This is a genomic window from uncultured Microbacterium sp., assembly GCF_900078385.1.
Classification (GTDB): Bacteria; Actinomycetota; Actinomycetes; order Actinomycetales; family Microbacteriaceae; genus Microbacterium.
Genome location: NZ_FLQR01000001.1, coordinates 485267 through 499078 on the forward strand (window position 1 = coordinate 485267; position 13812 = coordinate 499078).

A 13812-nucleotide genomic window follows, 5' to 3' on the forward strand; every position below is an offset into this window, starting at 1 on the left:
CATGATCCGGTTCGAGCACGTCAGCAAGCGATTCCGCGGGACGAACAAGCCGGCCCTCAGCGACGTCGATTTCGAGGTGCAGCGCGGCGAGTTCGTGTTCCTCGTCGGCGCCTCGGGGTCCGGCAAGTCCTCCTGCCTGCGCCTCATCCTGCGCGAGGACGCACCCACCGAAGGGCGCGTCGTCGTCCTCGGCCGCGACCTGCGCACCCTCTCGAGCCGCAAGGTGCCGTACTTCCGGCGCCACATCGGGTCGGTCTTCCAGGACTTCCGGCTGCTCCCGAACAAGACGGTCTTCCAGAACGTCGCCTTCACGCTGCAGGTCATCGGCTCCTCGCGCGCCTTCATCCAGCAGGCCGTGCCGGAGGTGCTCGCGCTCGTCGGGCTCGAGGGGAAGCACAAGCGCTTCCCGCACGAGCTGTCCGGCGGTGAGCAGCAGCGCGTCGCGATCGCCCGCGCTCTCGTGAACCGTCCGCAGATCCTCCTCGCCGACGAGCCCACCGGAAACCTCGACCCCGCGACATCCGTCGACATCATGCAGCTGCTCGCACGCATCAACGCGGGCGGGACGACCGTCGTCATGGCCACGCACGAGGCCGGCTTCGTCGACCAGATGCAGCGCCGCGTCATCGAGCTCCGCGGCGGCGTCATGGTGCGCGATGACCGGCATGGCGGCTACGGCGACACCTCCTCGCTGCCGAGCCTCGCGCCGGAGCCGGAGAAGGGCGCGGCCGCCGTCGCCGCCCTCACCGCGGTGCTCGAGCTGCAGCGGGAGATCGCGGAGGCGGGGCCCGTCCCGGACCCGTCGGCATCCACCCCTCCCGTCGTCACCGCGTCCGCGCCCGTCGACGAGCCGCAGCCGCACACCCGGCCGATCATGATCGACGCGCCCGAGGTCGACCTCGACGACCTGGGCCTGAAGGGGATCGACGTGACCGGCAAGCTCGGACTCGAAGGCCACGACGACGAAGTGGGCCCGACGACATGAGATTCCGGCTCATCCTCGCCGAGGCCCTGTCGGGACTGCGGCGCAACGCCTCGATGGTGATCTCCGTCGTGCTCGTCACGTTCGTCTCGCTGACCTTCGTCGGCGCCGCGATGCTCATGCAGATGCAGATCGGCAAGATGCGGGACTACTGGGTCGACCGCGCGCAGGTCGCGGTCTTCATGTGCCGCGCGGACGCCGCGACGACGACGTGCGTCAACGGCGTCGCCACGGAGGACCAGGTGGACCAGGTCCGCGACAAGCTCGAGAGCCCCGCGCTCGAGGGTGTCGTCCGCGACATCCGCTTCGAGACCCGCGACGAGGCGTACCAGAACGTCCTCGATCTGATGGGGGAGGACTACGCCGACTTCATCACCCCCGAGCAGCTCAACGAGACGTTCTGGGTCAACCTCGTGGACCCCGGCCAGACCGATGTCATCGCGGAGGCGTTCGGCGGCATGGACGGCGTCGAGGAGGTGAAGGACCAGATGCAGTATCTGGATCCGCTCTTCTCCGCCCTCACGATCGCGACCTACATCGCGGTGGGGATCGCGGGGCTGATGCTCATCGCTGCGGTCCTGCTCATCGCCACGACGATCCGGCTGTCCGCGTATGCGCGCCGGAAAGAGCTCGGCATCATGCGCCTCGTCGGGGCGTCGAACAGGTTCATCCAGACCCCGTTCATCCTGGAAGGCGTCTTCGCCGCGTTCATCGGCTCGGTGCTCGCGAGCGGCGCGATCCTCGCGGGGGTGGAGTTCGGCGTGCAGCAGTATCTGCGCGGCCGGGTGGACTTCGTGACGGACTGGGTCGACGTCCGGGACGCCGCGGTCGTGATCCCGCTCGTCATCGGGATCGGGCTCCTCCTCGCCGCCGTGTCGGCCGGCTTCGCGATCCGGCGCTGGCTTCGCGCCTGAGCCCGCTCTCGGGATAGACTGACAGGCTGCCGCGCGCCCGTCCGGGTGATCCGCGGCTCATCCGAGGAGAAGTCATGGTCAAGGAACGCGGCGAGAAGGTCGTTGCGACCAACCGTCGCGCGCGCCACGAGTACGCCATCGAGAAGACCTACGAGGCAGGGCTCGTGCTCACCGGAACCGAGGTCAAGTCGCTGCGCCAGGGCCGCGCGAACCTCAGCGACGGCTACGCGTACATCGACGGCGGCGAGGCGTACCTCGATGCCGTCCACATCCCGGAGTACTCGCAAGGGCATTGGACCAATCACGCCACCAAGCGGACCCGGAAGCTCCTCCTCCACAAGGACGAGATCGTGAAGATCTCCCACGCGGTCAGCGCGGGCGGCTACACGCTCGTCCCGCTCAAGCTCTACTTCTCCGACGGTCGCGCCAAGGTCGAGATCGCGGTCGCGAAGGGCAAGCGCGAGTTCGAGAAGCGGCAGACGATCCGCGAGCGCGAGGACAAGCGCGAGGCCGAGCGCGCCATGCGGTCCAAGAACCGCCTCGGCGACTGAGGTCCGTTCAGCTCGCGCGGAAGCGCGCCTCGACGCCGGCGGCGATGACGATCTCGTCCGGGTGGAACTCCGCCATCGCGGACCCCGCGGCATCCATCTCCATCGAGGCCTTCATCATCCGCATGGCCCCGCCCACCGGCGGCTCGCCGTCGGTCAGGAGACCGAGGTCCGCGATCTCGACGGGGGTGAGCGTCGCGCGGCCGATCGCGCCGGCATACGCCGTCGCGCGCTCGACGGCGACCGACACCGCCTGCGTCGCGACCTCGCGCTCGACGCGTGCGCGGGTCTCGGGGGTGAGCTCCCACGACACCGAGCCCACCTGCACGCCCTCGCGCGCCGCGATGTCGCTCAGCCAGTCGGAGAGGAGCATGAAGTCGGTGAACGTCGCCGTGAGTTCGACGGACGCGTGGTGGACCAGGTCGAGCTGACGGCCCTCGTTGTTCCACGGACGGTCCGCCCACACCGCGACGCGCTGGCTCGCCCAGTCCGCGATCGCCCCGGACGTCTTGCGCGCCGTCAGATCGTCGCGGATCGGGGCGACGAGCGCCGCGATCCTCTCCACGACGGCGCCGCGCTCGGGACCGTCGACGGACGCGGAGACGTGGGCGACGGCGCGCTCCGGCGCGATGCGCGCCTCGTGCTCGCCGCGGACCGTGATGGTGACCTCGCTCATGTCGCGAGTGTATCCGGCCGCTTCCGCGACCACCGGGAATGGCGGCTGTCCGGCATCCGTTGTACGCTGTAATGCTCGGGTGCTTCGGCTCCCGGGAGCACAACTCCACAGCGTGACAACGGCCGCCTTCATGCGAAGGTCCACGGGGATGATCGGTTTCGACATCGCCTGTGAATCTGCGGGAAGCGGGCCGAGGATGCAGGGTTATCTCGTAAACGATCTCTGCAAAACTATAAGTGCCGAATCCAAGCGCACTGAGTTCGCCCTCGCTGCCTAAGCGAGCCTGAACTCCGTCAGACCGTAGGCGATCCCGCTACGGATCCTGGCGTCATCTAGGGATCTTGCTGCGTGACGGCGTCTGGACGTCACGTGGGACTCTTCCCAGGCTGGGCTCGTCGACTTAGGTGTCTGTGACAAAGGTCGGAGCCGAGTAGAACGTCTGCACAGACTGCGCCCGGAGAAGACGCAGTATCTCAGCGATGGACGGGGGTTCGATTCCCCCCATCTCCACCACGCCGTTGTCACGGAGGAGGCCCGGCCCCTGCGCATTCGCGTGGGGGCCGGGCCGTTTCGCTGTCCTCGCATCCCATTGACGCGGTCCCGCGACAGGACCAGAATGAGCGCCGGGCCGTCGCGGACGATGGTCAGCATCACCGGACGGCGGTACGGGGGGTAACCGACTTCCGCCCGGATTCCCGGCGCTCGGCGTCACCGCCGAGCCGAATTCGGAGGTGTCATGAAGAAGTCCCGCGCGCTCTGGGCCGGTTTCGCCGCCCTCGCGCTCGTCCTCGCCACGCCGACCATGGCGTCAGCGGGTCAGAAGCCGAAGCCGGCTCCCGACCCGGTCGTGAAGTCCTCGCAGGTCGTCGCGCCCTTCAACCTCGACCTCGCCGGCAAGAAGGTCTACGTCGCCGACGGGTTCGTCGGCATCGTCGGGACCCTCTCCGCCGACGGCTCGATCACGCCGACCGCGAACCCGGCTCCCGGCGCCTCGGGCGTGGAGCTCTCGCGCGACGGCAGGACGCTCGCGTTCACGACGACCGAAGGGGAGATGGAGATCACCGGCAGCGGCCTGAACCTGTGGGGCGCGCGGGGCTCGAAGGTCTACGCCGACACCCTCGCGTACGAGACGGCGAACAACCCCGACCAGACGATCGCCTACGGCGTCGCGAACCCGAGTGCGTGCGTCAGCGAGGCGCTGACGGCCGCCGGGTTCCCGGTCAGCTACACGGGACTCGTCGACTCGCACGCGTACTCGGTGACCCAGTGGGGAAGGAAGTGGGTCGTCGCGGATGCCGGCGCCAACGCACTCCTCACGGTGGACAGCCGCGGCAACGTCGGCACCCTCGCCGTCCTGCCCGCACAGCCCACGACCATCACGGCGGCGATGGCGACCGCGCTCGGCCTGCCGGACTGCGTCGTCGGCGTGGCCTACCGGTTCGAAGCGGTGCCGACCGACGTCGAGGTCGGTCGTGACGGGATGCTGTACGTCACGACGCTGCCGGGCGGCCCCGAGTCGCCCGTCCTCGGCGCCCGCGGTGCGCTGTGGAGGGTGAACCCGTGGACCGGCACGGCGACGCAGATCGCGAGCGGATTCCTCGGCGCGACCAACCTCGCGATCGGCCAGCGCGGCGAGATCTACGTCGCGGAGTACTTCGCGAGCACCATCTCGGTGGTCAAGAACGGCAAGAAGTCGCACTACCTCGACCTGACGAACGTCGTCGCCGTCGAGTCGGGTCCGGGCGGTTCGCTGTGGGCCGGGACGACGATCTCGCTCGACCCGACCGCTCCGCAGGTGCCGGGCACGATCGTGGAGATCGTGAACGGCAAGTGGCACAAGAAGGCGACGCTCCGCGACTGAGGACGATGCTGGGGACAGGGGGCGTGATCGTGGCGATCGCGCCCCCGCACCGGTGTCGGTGACGAGGACGGATCATGCAGGGACTCTTCCTGGCATCCACCCACCGGTTCGTGTTCGACGTGACGGGGCCGCCCGGCAGCGGTGAGCGCGTCGTCGCCACGCGCTACTACCTGCTCTCCGGTGACGGACGCTTCCACCGCGGATGGGGGCTGCCGAGCGTCCCCGGAGGTGACATCGCCGCGTTCGACTTCGCGGCGGTGGAGACCGAGGACGCGTACAACACCGGCACGTACACGGTCGAGGGGGAGCGGATCCTCTTCCATCCGATGACCGGCGACGAGGAGGCCGGTGTGTTCGACGGCGACCGGCTGCACGCCGAGCAGCTCAGCTTCGACTGGTCGACTCCGGGCCGCTGACCGCCTCGGCGTCGGGCCCGAAAAGCGACCAGGCGGTGCGCGCCGTCAGGGACGCGACCGTCACCGCCATGAGCGCCCCCGCGACGACGTACAGTGCGGCGACGAGCCCGATCGGGCTGGCCTCGTCGACGAACGGGGACGGGGCCGCGGTCCAGGCGATCGCCACGAGCCAGGCAGCCATCGTGACGGGGATCCACCGCGCCGTCTTCTTCCGCCCGAGTGCCAGCCATTGGGCGACGGGGATGGTGGCCAGCAGCACGAGCCCTCCGACCACGAGGAGCGGAACCGCGGCGGCGAGGTCGATGTCCAGCCCCAGGCTGCTCGGCAGCATCCCGATCAGCCACGCGAGCGACGCCGCCCCGGCCGTCGCGCCCACCCACAGGGCGCGCCGCGGGCGTCGCGATCCCATCGCGGCGTACTGCCCGGTCGCGAGCGCGGCGCCCTCCACCGCGCCGGCGGCGACGACCAGGAGAAGCCGCCACGGATCCGGCGTACCCCACACGATCGTGAGGATCGCGACGGCCGTGGCGACGGCGAACCCCGACGCCTCGCCGATCGACACGAGGAGGATCCAGCGTCGGAGGAAGCGTGCGCGCATGTCGGTCAGGCTTCGAGGTCGGCCCAGCCGGCGATGTCGACCTTGTGGTTCTCCGGCGACGCGATCGTCCAGGAGTTCATGGACACGTTGTCGTCGACGATCCGGCCGCCGGCGGCGACGGCTGCGCGGACCCGCTTCTCGGCCTGATCGGCCGGCACCGACACGTCGATGTGCGTGCGACCTCGTCCCGGGCGGGGCGGCGTCAGTTCGTGGAACCACAGGTGCGGGCCACGGCGGATCGGGTCGATGAGATCCTCGTCGCCGACGCGCACATAGCCGAACGCTGCTTCCCAGAAGGGGCGCGTATCGGCGCCGGCGTCCTGCGCGACGGCGATCCCGACGACCTGGAGCATGGACGGGTCCGGCTCCAACCCGAGGCGGTGCGCGGCGGCGCTGATCGCGGCGGCGAGATCGGCATCCTTCCGGCTGAGCGCCCCATCCTGCCTCGTGAAGGTCCGCACCGTCACGCCCTGCGGACGCACATCGACGTCGGGTTCGTGCCCGACGGCCGCGGCCGCGGCGGCGATCGCGGCGACGAACTCGGCGGCATGCGCGAACGAGCCGGTGCGATAGAACGCGTGCGCGCCCCAGAACAGCACGCGCCAATCGCCCACCCCGGGCGTCGCGTGGAAATCCTCGGGCTGCAGCTGCCCGAAGGCGTCGTCCTGATCGTCGCCGCGCGGGTCGATTTCCATGAGCTGCTCCTTCGGTGCCTCGTCGGTCCTCGCGGCGAGGCTAGCGCGCCCCGTCGACAGGGGACAGGACATTCGGCCCTCGCGGGGGTGGATCGGTCGCGCTCCCGGCATTCCGCGCCGGGATCGACGGGTGCACAATGTGCCCTATGAGCGCGCCGATCCCACCGGAGACACCCCCTGTCGTGGAGTCCGATGCGGCACTCGGCCGTCGCGCGCAGATCCTGGCCACCGAGCACTGGGGGCTCCTCGCGGCGCGCGGCACGGCGCAGAGCGAGGTGCTCACGCGCATCACGATCTTCCTCACCCTGGTCTCCGCCGGCCTCGTCACGATCGGGCTGCTCGGCCAGGCGACCTCGTTCGAGGGATGGTTCGGCGGAGCCGCCATCGCGATCCTCGTGTTCCTCGCCCTCGTCGGAGTCATGACGCAGACGCGCGTGCTCAACGTGTCGGAGGAGGACATGATGTACGTCGTCGCGATGAACCGGCTGCGTGGCGCCTACGTCGACCTCGACCCGGCCGTGGCGGACATCTTCCTCGCCGCCGTCGCCGACGATCGCCCCGGAATGGAGCGCACCTACTCGTTCCTCCGGCCCCGCAGCGTGAGCGTCCTGTTCGGCAGCTCGATGATGCTCATCATCGTCGTCAACGCGTGCGTCGTCGGCCTCGTCGCGGGTGCCATCATCGCCACGGCCGGCGGATCGTGGGGGTGGGCGGTCGGCGTCGGGGCCGTGATCGGCCTGCTCACGGGAGCCGCATTCTTCGCCTACGGCGGACTGACCTTCCGGCGCACCTGGCAGCGGTACGTGCCACGCCGGACCACAGCGGACGAGCAGCCCTGGCTCCGCCGCTGAGCCTGCCTCGCCCCGTCACCCGCCGAGCAGCTGGCCCTCCAGGGTGGCTGCGAGCCAGGCCTCGAACCGCTCCGGCGGCCAGCCGGAGGCGGCGACCAGCTCGCCGTAGACGCCGGCCGCCGCGTACGCGCGGAAGAGCGCCTGGGCATCGGCGGGAGCGATCACGAGCGCGTCGCCGAGCGAGGCGATGAGGGCGTCCATGACACGGTTCCTCCCGCGCAGCTTGCCGCGCAGGAGGGCCTGCGTCTCGGCGTCCTCATCGATCGCCGCGTCGAGGATGCGGACGACGTCGAAGTCGGTCGAGTAGAGCGTCGTGAGCCAGCGCGCAGCGCCGCGCAGGCGGGCGCGCGGGTCCGGCTCGGCGAGGATCGCGGCGGCCATCTCGCGCGCGCCCGCCTGTTCGAGCCACCGCTCGCAGATGAGGGTGAGGATCTCCCGCTTCGCGCCGAACGTCGCGTAGACCGTGCGGTCGCCGACGCCCGCCTCCTTCGCGATGGCATCCATGCTCGTGGAGCCGTACCCGTCCCGCGCGAACAGCCGCCGCGCGCTCTCGGCGATCCGGACGCGCGTCGCCTCGGCCTGCGCGCGACGGTACGCGGAGCCGGGGCTCTTGACGTCGGAGGTCACGGGGTCCACAGTAGCTACGACACTCGATGCAGTGCTACTGCAGTGACTGCGGGATTGGTGCAGCGAAAGGGAGAACAGCGGATGAGCGAGCAGACGAGCGTCCTGGAGCGGATGCTGCACGAAGGGTTCGCGACGGGTGACACCGACATCGTCGATGAGCTCTGCCATCCCGACCTCATCGAGCATCAGTTCGGGCTGTCGGGTGTCGGGGCCGAGGCGATCGCGAAGGTCAAGCGCGCGATCGCCGAGGTGCATCGCGGCATGCCGGATCTGCAGTTCACGATCGAGGATGCGGCGGAGAGCGGCGATGTCGTCTGGATCCGGGCGGAGGGGACGGCGACCAACACCGGCCCGTTCCTGGGCCCCCCGACCGGCAGGGCGGTGCGCTTCACCGTCATCGACATCGCGCGGATCCGTGACGGGCGCATCGTCGAGCACTGGGGCGTCCCCGACCGGTTCGCGATCCTCATGCGGCTCGGACGGATCCCGATGCCCGTGGGGTGAGGCGGTTACGCGACCACGACGACCTTGCCCACGGTGTGGCCGGCGTCGACGTGCGCGAGGGCCCCGGCGGCGTCATCGAGGGTCCAGGTGCGCTCGATGTGGGGTGTGAGGTCGCCCGCGGCGGCGAGTGCGGCGAGTCGTGCCGTGATCTCGGGACGCGCGGTGGCGGCGAGGGGCCTGATGCGGGCGGCCGCCCGGGAGAGCAGCGTGCCGCGCAGGATCGTGCCGATCGGCCCCAGCACGCGGTGCGAGCCGCCGCTGACCAGCACGAGCGTGCCGCCCGGAGCGAGGAGGCGCCGCAGCGGCCGCAGACGGTCGTCGCCGGCGATGAGCAGGATGGCATCGAAGGATGCCGCGGGCAGCGCCGTGACCTCGACGGAGCGGTGCGGGAGCACGGTCTGGGCGCCGAGGCTCGCGACGATCCCGGCGGAGCGCTCTCCGGCGACGGCCGTGACCGCCGCGCCGCGGAGTGCTGCGAGCTGGACGGCGAAGGTGCCCACGCCGCCGCCGGCCCCCAGGATGAGGATGCGCCTGCCCGTCACGTCGTCATCGGCACCCATGCCCGCGAGGGCGAGCGCCTGCCACGCCGTGCCGCCGGCCATGGGGAGCGCTGCGGCGACGACGGCATCCAGGCCCGCCGGGCGGCGGACGAGGCGGTCCGCGCGTGCTGCGACCCACGGCGCCAGAGCGCCGCCGGTGATCTCGCCCAGCACGTCGTCGCCGGCGCGCAGGCCGCTCGGATCGGCGGCGACGTCGGCGCCGACGGCGGTGACGGTGCCGGTGACATCGCGGCCCTGCACCGCCGTGCGCGGTCGTCGGAGCCCGAAGGCGAGCCGCAGCAGCAGCGGGTCCCCGCGCATGACCCGCACGTCGGCCGAGTTGAGGCCCGTCGCCTGCACCCGGAGGAGCACGTCGGCGGGGCCGGGGGAGGGAACCGGCACCGTCTCCGGGAGGACGATGTCCGGTCCGCCGTAGCGGTGCTGGGTCCACGCCGTCATGGTGTCCGTGTCGATCATGTCGAGCTCTCCTTCGGATAGTGGAAGACGTCGTCGAGGCCTCGCGCGAACTCCTGCGCGATCTGGAACGCCAGCTCGAGGCTGGGCGAGTACTTGCCCTGCTCGATGGCGATGAGGGTCTGTCGGGTCACGCCGAGCCGTCGCGCGAGCTCGGCCTGCGTCATCCCCGCCGCTTCGCGGTGCGCGCGGATGTCGTTGGTGACGCGCGTCGGCTTGACCATCAGACGAGTCCGCGGCGGTAGGCGATGACCTGGGCCACCCCGCCCACGAAGGCCGACAGCGCGAAGCCGAAGAACATCGTGTGCGCGACCCAGAACCAGTCGGCCCGGACGGCGCACAGCACGATGACGCCGAGTCCCGCGATCACGAGGAACGCCTGCCCGACGCGGTCGCCCATCCGTGCGATGTCGCGGTCGCGGTCGTCGGATCGGCCGACGCCGTCGGGGTCGCGCATGCCCGCGAGGATTCCCCAGACGATGCTCAGCACGATGGCGCCGACGATGCTGATCCCGATCGTCCACGCCATCATCGGCCACCAGTCGATCTCGGATGCCGCTCGCTCTCCGAGTGTGCCCAGCAGGGCGATGACATAGACCGTCATGGCGATCAGCGTCACGATGAGCCCCGCCCAGGTGTTGCGCTCCTGATAGACCACGTCGACCTCCGTGCCATGCGTGTAAAGAAAACTTGACATCCCTAGTGTGCGTCGGTCGTGACGCGATGTCAAGGATTCTTTACATGGGCTAGAGGGCGGGCTGCTCGATCAGCAGCAGTCCCGGCTTCGTGTCGGACACCGTGACCCAGCCGTCGCCGAAGAGGTAGGTCATGCCGGCGGCATCCGGATTCTGCGCGTCCGCCTCGCTGAGGTAGAGCCCGTCGGCGCTCTCCTCCGCGGTCCACCCGACCGATTCGAGCTGCGTCTGCGTCTGCTGTGCCTCGTCGGCGGTGATCGGCGCCCAGCCGAAGACGACGAGATTGTCGGTCGTGTCCCCGGACTGGGCCCATGTGCAGGAGATGCCGTCGAGCACGAGGTCGTTGATGGCGAACTCGCCCTCCTCGGAGGTCCAGCCCTCCGCCTCGAACCCGGCCAGCGCGTCCTCCGCGATGAGGTTCTCGCACGTGAGGTCCTCGGGACTGACCGGAGTCGCCGTGGGGAGGCCGGACGGGCTCGGGTCGGCACCCGGCGGCGGCGCGGTGACGACCTCCGTCGGCTGCGCGCCCGGCGCCCCCGTGCACGCACTGAGCAGGATCGCGCCGATCGCGAGGGGGAGCGCGGCTCGGGCGAGACGGGGGAAGGGCATGCGTACGGGGCTCCGGCTTCAGGGGGTGCGGATGAGGGAGAGGAACGCATCGTGCAGGATGCCGTTGGTCGCGAGCGACGAGCGGGTCGCGATGGAGTCCGCTCCGTCGATGTCGGTGAACCGTCCGCCCGCCTCCGTCACGATGGGGACGAGTGCCGCGATGTCGTACTCCTGAACGCCGAACTCGGCGACGAACTCCAGGCGGCCTTCCGCCAGCAGCATGTACGGCCAGGTGTCGCCGTAGCCGCGGTCGCGCCAGACCGCGCGGCTGAGCCGGAGGAGGTCGCCACTGCGGCCCGCCTCGTCCCACTGCGCGATGCTCTGGAAGCTCACGCTCGCCTCGCCGACCTCCGACACGCTCGAGACGCCGAGCCGGCGCGGGGCGCCGTCCGGGGTGTCCGTCCACGCGCCGCGCCCCGTCGCCGCCCACCAGCGCCGTCCGAGCGCGGGCTGGCTCGCGACGCCGACGCGCGGGACGCCGTCGATCGCGAGGGCGATGAGGGTCGTCCACATCGGGATCCCTTTGAGGTAGTTCGCGGTGCCGTCGATGGGATCGATGATCCACTGGCGCGCGGTGCTTCCGGTGGCCCCGAACTCCTCGCCGAAGACGCCGTCATCCGGTCGCTCCTCCGCCAGGAGAGCGCGGATCGCACGCTCGGCGGCGAGGTCGGCCTCCGTGACGTGCGTCGCATCCGCCTTCGTGCGGATGTCGAGGTCGGCCGCGTCGAAGCGGCTCATCGTGACGGCGTCGGCGGCATCCGCGATCCGCAGGGCCAGAGCGAGATCCTCCGTCAGATCACCGTCGAAGGGCGTGCTCCAGGGCGATGAGGAGGCGGGGGACGTCACGTCATCCAGGATAGACGGCCGGGGTGGCCTCGATTGGCGATCCACCGCATCGGGATGATAACGTTGATCCTCGTTCGCCTCGTGTGGACAGCACGCACCTCTAGCTCAATCGGCAGAGCAACTGACTCTTAATCAGTGGGTTCTCGGTTCAAGTCCGAGGGGGTGCACGGAACAGCCCCGGAGACTCTCGCCAGTCACCGGGGCTGTCTCTTTTCCCGCCGCGGCCGGCGCCGCCGCCGGGTTCAGGCGGCGTCGCCGACCAGCACGGCTTCGACCTCTTCCGCGGCATCCGCCTCGTGCGCATCCACGCGGGCGAGGGCCTTCCGGCCGATGAGGATCGTGAGGGCCGCGAGGACGACCGAACCGGCCGCGAAGAAGAACGGCACCGAGACGTTGAACGCGTGCCACAGGGCCGCGGCGATCGGCGGGGCGGCGGCGCCGCCGAGGAACCGGACGGCTGAGTAGGCGGCGCTCGCGACCGCACGGGGCTGGTCCGTGGCCTCCATGACCGACTCGGTGAGGATCGTGTTCATGACTCCGAGGAGCAGGCCTCCCGCGACGATGCAGACGACGAGGGCCGCCGCGTTCTCGGCGAACAGGCCGGCGAGCGCGAGATCGATCGCGAGGAGCTGCAGCACGGCGAGCATGGCGGTCGTCCGGCGCATGCCGCGCAGAAGCAGCGGGGCGACCCAGACGCTCGTGACGGCGAGCGCGACGCCCCATCCGAAAAACGTGAGCCCGATGCCCATGGCGCCGAAGCCCAAGGGGAACGGTGAGAAGGCCAGCAGCACGAAGAAGCCGATGTTGTAGAACAGGGCGGTCAGCGCGAGCACCGCGAGGGCGGGTTGGCGGAGGGCCCGGAAGGGCGCCGACAGCGGGGTGGGGGTGCGCTGCTCGTCGGGCGTCCGGAGGAGGACCACGATCGCCACGAACGCGATCGTCATGAGGGCGACGACGCCGAAGAAGGGACCGCGCCAGCTCACCTCGCCGACGATGCCGCCGACGAGCGGGCCGATCGCGATGCCGAGACCGAGCGCCGCCTCGTAGAGGACGATCGCGGCGGCGCTGCCCCCGGAGGCTGCGCCCACGATCGTGGCGAGCGCCGTCGAGATGAACAGGGCGTTGCCGAGGCCCCACCCGGCACGGAACCCGATGACGGCGTCGACGCTGCCGGACAGGGCGCACAGCAGGGAGAAGAAGATGACGAGCGCGAGGCCCGCGAGCAGCGTCGTCTTCGCGCCGATGCGGCTCGACAGCCAGCTGGTGACGAGCATCGCGAGCCCGGTCACGACGAGGTAGCTCGTGAAGAGCAGCTCCGTCTCGACGGGGGAGGCCTCCAGCGATGCGGCGATCGCCGGCAGGATCGGGTCGACGAGCCCGATGCCCATGAACGCGACCACGCAGGCGAAGGCCACCGCCCAGACCTGCGCGGGCTGGCGCCAGATGCCGGGTGCGGCAGGCGGTGTCGGGGTCGTGGTCATCGGCTCTCCTCCGGGGTCGTGGTCTTGCCGGCGAGGATGGCGGCCGCGCGTCGCAGCGCGTCCCAGTCGTCGTCGGTCAGGTCGTCGAAGCGCGGGGCGAGAGCCGCGCCGAGCTGAGCGAGCCAGTCCTCGAGCGCCGCCACGCCGGCCGGTGTCGCCGACAGGACCGTCGCGCGGGAATCGGCGGGATCCGGGGAGCGCTCCAGGAGCCCCGCATCCGTCATCTGGCCGGCCAGGCGCGTCATGCCGGGCTGGCTGATCCGGCTGCGGCGCGCGAGGTCGCCGAGGCGCTGCGGACCGTGATCGCGCAGCAGGGTCAGCGTCCGCCACTGTGCGGCGGGTGTCTCGGATCGGGTGTCGAGCGCCGCCATCCGCGTGAGGGCGTGCGCGCCGACCAGGAGGCGGAGGAGGTCATCGGAGCGGGTCACCGATGAAGTATACCAAAGGTATATACCCTAGGTATGAGTTGACGCGACCTGCGGCCGCCCACAAGATG

The 13812-nt window shown here is 70.6% G+C and carries 18 protein-coding genes, 1 tRNA gene and 1 other RNA gene; 9 read left to right on the plus strand and 11 right to left on the minus strand.

Features of this window, described 5'->3' with window-relative positions:
- The first annotated feature begins 1 nt into the window (after window position 1).
- The 3 genes from ftsE (at window position 2) to smpB (ending at window position 2447) form a co-directional block, all read left to right on the plus strand.
- The gene (ftsE, locus tag QZL85_RS02345; RefSeq protein ID WP_295573112.1) at window positions 2-985 is read left to right on the plus strand and encodes a cell division ATP-binding protein FtsE; all 984 of its coding nucleotides are present in this window, start codon (window positions 2-4) and stop codon (window positions 983-985) included.
- Entirely contained in the window at window positions 982-1896 is a 915-nt protein-coding gene (ftsX, locus tag QZL85_RS02350) for a permease-like cell division protein FtsX (protein WP_295573114.1), read from the plus strand. Before ftsE ends, ftsX begins: the two co-directional genes overlap by 4 nt.
- Window positions 1897-1970: 74 nt before the next feature.
- Window positions 1971-2447, plus strand: a complete 477-nt coding sequence (gene smpB / locus QZL85_RS02355; RefSeq protein WP_295573116.1) for an SsrA-binding protein SmpB — start codon at window positions 1971-1973, stop codon at window positions 2445-2447.
- Window positions 2448-2454: 7 nt separating this feature from the next.
- On the opposite strand, the gene QZL85_RS02360 is transcribed toward smpB, so the two are convergent.
- Window positions 2455-3120 carry an SIMPL domain-containing protein gene (locus QZL85_RS02360; protein WP_295573118.1) on the minus strand — a complete coding sequence of 222 codons (666 nt, stop codon included), beginning with the start codon at window positions 3118-3120 and terminating at the stop codon, window positions 2455-2457.
- A 144-nt stretch (window positions 3121-3264) separates the two neighbouring features.
- On the opposite strand from QZL85_RS02360, the gene ssrA reads away from it, so the two are divergent.
- The 3 genes from ssrA (at window position 3265) to QZL85_RS02375 (ending at window position 5397) form a co-directional block, all read left to right on the plus strand.
- Window positions 3265-3633: a transfer-messenger RNA gene (gene ssrA, locus QZL85_RS02365) on the plus strand.
- Between the two features lie 223 nt (window positions 3634-3856).
- Window positions 3857-4981 (plus strand): ScyD/ScyE family protein, encoded by a 1125-nt coding sequence (locus QZL85_RS02370; protein ID WP_295573120.1) that lies wholly within the window; start codon window positions 3857-3859, stop codon window positions 4979-4981.
- 74 nt (window positions 4982-5055) lie between these two features.
- A complete protein-coding gene (locus QZL85_RS02375) occupies window positions 5056-5397 on the plus strand; it encodes a hypothetical protein (RefSeq protein ID WP_295573122.1) in 342 nt (113 codons plus the stop codon).
- Here the strand turns inward: QZL85_RS02375 and QZL85_RS02380 are convergent.
- On the minus strand, window positions 5366-5995 hold the full coding sequence (locus QZL85_RS02380) for a hypothetical protein (RefSeq protein ID WP_295573124.1): 630 nt from the start codon (window positions 5993-5995) through the stop codon (window positions 5366-5368). The genes QZL85_RS02375 and QZL85_RS02380 overlap by 32 nt on opposite strands.
- A 5-nt stretch (window positions 5996-6000) precedes the next feature.
- Entirely contained in the window at window positions 6001-6690 is a 690-nt protein-coding gene (locus QZL85_RS02385) for a VOC family protein (RefSeq protein ID WP_295573127.1), read from the minus strand.
- A 146-nt stretch (window positions 6691-6836) separates the two neighbouring features.
- On the opposite strand from QZL85_RS02385, the gene QZL85_RS02390 reads away from it, so the two are divergent.
- Window positions 6837-7541, plus strand: a complete 705-nt coding sequence (locus QZL85_RS02390) for a hypothetical protein (RefSeq protein ID WP_295573130.1) — start codon at window positions 6837-6839, stop codon at window positions 7539-7541.
- 15 nt (window positions 7542-7556) lie between these two features.
- On the opposite strand, the gene QZL85_RS02395 is transcribed toward QZL85_RS02390, so the two are convergent.
- Window positions 7557-8168, minus strand: coding sequence for a TetR/AcrR family transcriptional regulator (locus QZL85_RS02395; RefSeq protein ID WP_295573133.1), 612 nt, complete (start codon window positions 8166-8168; stop codon window positions 7557-7559).
- A gap of 81 nt (window positions 8169-8249) precedes the next feature.
- On the opposite strand from QZL85_RS02395, the gene QZL85_RS02400 reads away from it, so the two are divergent.
- Window positions 8250-8672 (plus strand): ester cyclase, encoded by a 423-nt coding sequence (locus tag QZL85_RS02400; protein ID WP_295573135.1) that lies wholly within the window; start codon window positions 8250-8252, stop codon window positions 8670-8672.
- 5 nt (window positions 8673-8677) lie between these two features.
- Here QZL85_RS02400 and QZL85_RS02405 read toward each other — a convergent pair whose 3' ends face one another.
- The 5 genes from QZL85_RS02405 to QZL85_RS02425 are packed head-to-tail and all read right to left on the minus strand — an operon-like array spanning window position 8678 to window position 11835.
- Window positions 8678-9688, minus strand: coding sequence for an NAD(P)-dependent alcohol dehydrogenase (locus QZL85_RS02405; protein WP_295573137.1), 1011 nt, complete (start codon window positions 9686-9688; stop codon window positions 8678-8680).
- Window positions 9685-9909 carry a helix-turn-helix transcriptional regulator gene (locus QZL85_RS02410; RefSeq protein WP_295573139.1) on the minus strand — a complete coding sequence of 75 codons (225 nt, stop codon included), beginning with the start codon at window positions 9907-9909 and terminating at the stop codon, window positions 9685-9687. Before QZL85_RS02410 ends, QZL85_RS02405 begins: the two co-directional genes overlap by 4 nt.
- Entirely contained in the window at window positions 9909-10382 is a 474-nt protein-coding gene (locus QZL85_RS02415) for a hypothetical protein (RefSeq protein ID WP_295573142.1), read from the minus strand. Before QZL85_RS02415 ends, QZL85_RS02410 begins: the two co-directional genes overlap by 1 nt.
- A gap of 49 nt (window positions 10383-10431) precedes the next feature.
- On the minus strand, window positions 10432-10989 hold the full coding sequence (locus QZL85_RS02420) for a hypothetical protein (RefSeq protein WP_295573145.1): 558 nt from the start codon (window positions 10987-10989) through the stop codon (window positions 10432-10434).
- Window positions 10990-11007: 18 nt separating this feature from the next.
- The gene (locus QZL85_RS02425; protein WP_295573148.1) at window positions 11008-11835 is read right to left on the minus strand and encodes an inositol monophosphatase family protein; all 828 of its coding nucleotides are present in this window, start codon (window positions 11833-11835) and stop codon (window positions 11008-11010) included.
- Window positions 11836-11929: 94 nt separating this feature from the next.
- On the opposite strand from QZL85_RS02425, the gene QZL85_RS02430 reads away from it, so the two are divergent.
- A tRNA-Lys gene (locus QZL85_RS02430) sits at window positions 11930-12002 on the plus strand.
- A 75-nt stretch (window positions 12003-12077) separates the two neighbouring features.
- Here QZL85_RS02430 and QZL85_RS02435 read toward each other — a convergent pair.
- Both QZL85_RS02435 and QZL85_RS02440 read right to left on the minus strand, forming a co-directional pair.
- On the minus strand, window positions 12078-13316 hold the full coding sequence (locus QZL85_RS02435) for an MFS transporter (RefSeq protein ID WP_295573149.1): 1239 nt from the start codon (window positions 13314-13316) through the stop codon (window positions 12078-12080).
- Window positions 13313-13744, minus strand: coding sequence for a MarR family winged helix-turn-helix transcriptional regulator (locus QZL85_RS02440; protein WP_295573152.1), 432 nt, complete (start codon window positions 13742-13744; stop codon window positions 13313-13315). Before QZL85_RS02440 ends, QZL85_RS02435 begins: the two co-directional genes overlap by 4 nt.
- Between the last annotated feature and the right edge of the window lie 68 nt (window positions 13745-13812).

Coding starts and splice junctions, on each gene's coding strand:
- QZL85_RS02435 (WP_295573149.1), bottom strand. CDS start 13,316: ATGACCACGACCCCGACACCGCCTGCCGCACCCGGCATCTGGCGCCAG.
- QZL85_RS02360 (WP_295573118.1), bottom strand. CDS start 3,120: ATGAGCGAGGTCACCATCACGGTCCGCGGCGAGCACGAGGCGCGCATC.
- QZL85_RS02410 (WP_295573139.1), bottom strand. CDS start 9,909: ATGGTCAAGCCGACGCGCGTCACCAACGACATCCGCGCGCACCGCGAA.
- QZL85_RS02390 (WP_295573130.1), top strand. CDS start 6,837: ATGAGCGCGCCGATCCCACCGGAGACACCCCCTGTCGTGGAGTCCGAT.
- QZL85_RS02370 (WP_295573120.1), top strand. CDS start 3,857: ATGAAGAAGTCCCGCGCGCTCTGGGCCGGTTTCGCCGCCCTCGCGCTC.
- QZL85_RS02400 (WP_295573135.1), top strand. CDS start 8,250: ATGAGCGAGCAGACGAGCGTCCTGGAGCGGATGCTGCACGAAGGGTTC.
- QZL85_RS02405 (WP_295573137.1), bottom strand. CDS start 9,688: ATGATCGACACGGACACCATGACGGCGTGGACCCAGCACCGCTACGGC.
- QZL85_RS02380 (WP_295573124.1), bottom strand. CDS start 5,995: ATGCGCGCACGCTTCCTCCGACGCTGGATCCTCCTCGTGTCGATCGGC.
- QZL85_RS02420 (WP_295573145.1), bottom strand. CDS start 10,989: ATGCCCTTCCCCCGTCTCGCCCGAGCCGCGCTCCCCCTCGCGATCGGC.
- ftsX (WP_295573114.1), top strand. CDS start 982: ATGAGATTCCGGCTCATCCTCGCCGAGGCCCTGTCGGGACTGCGGCGC.
- QZL85_RS02385 (WP_295573127.1), bottom strand. CDS start 6,690: ATGGAAATCGACCCGCGCGGCGACGATCAGGACGACGCCTTCGGGCAG.
- smpB (WP_295573116.1), top strand. CDS start 1,971: ATGGTCAAGGAACGCGGCGAGAAGGTCGTTGCGACCAACCGTCGCGCG.
- QZL85_RS02415 (WP_295573142.1), bottom strand. CDS start 10,382: ATGTCAAGTTTTCTTTACACGCATGGCACGGAGGTCGACGTGGTCTAT.
- QZL85_RS02375 (WP_295573122.1), top strand. CDS start 5,056: ATGCAGGGACTCTTCCTGGCATCCACCCACCGGTTCGTGTTCGACGTG.
- ftsE (WP_295573112.1), top strand. CDS start 2: ATGATCCGGTTCGAGCACGTCAGCAAGCGATTCCGCGGGACGAACAAG.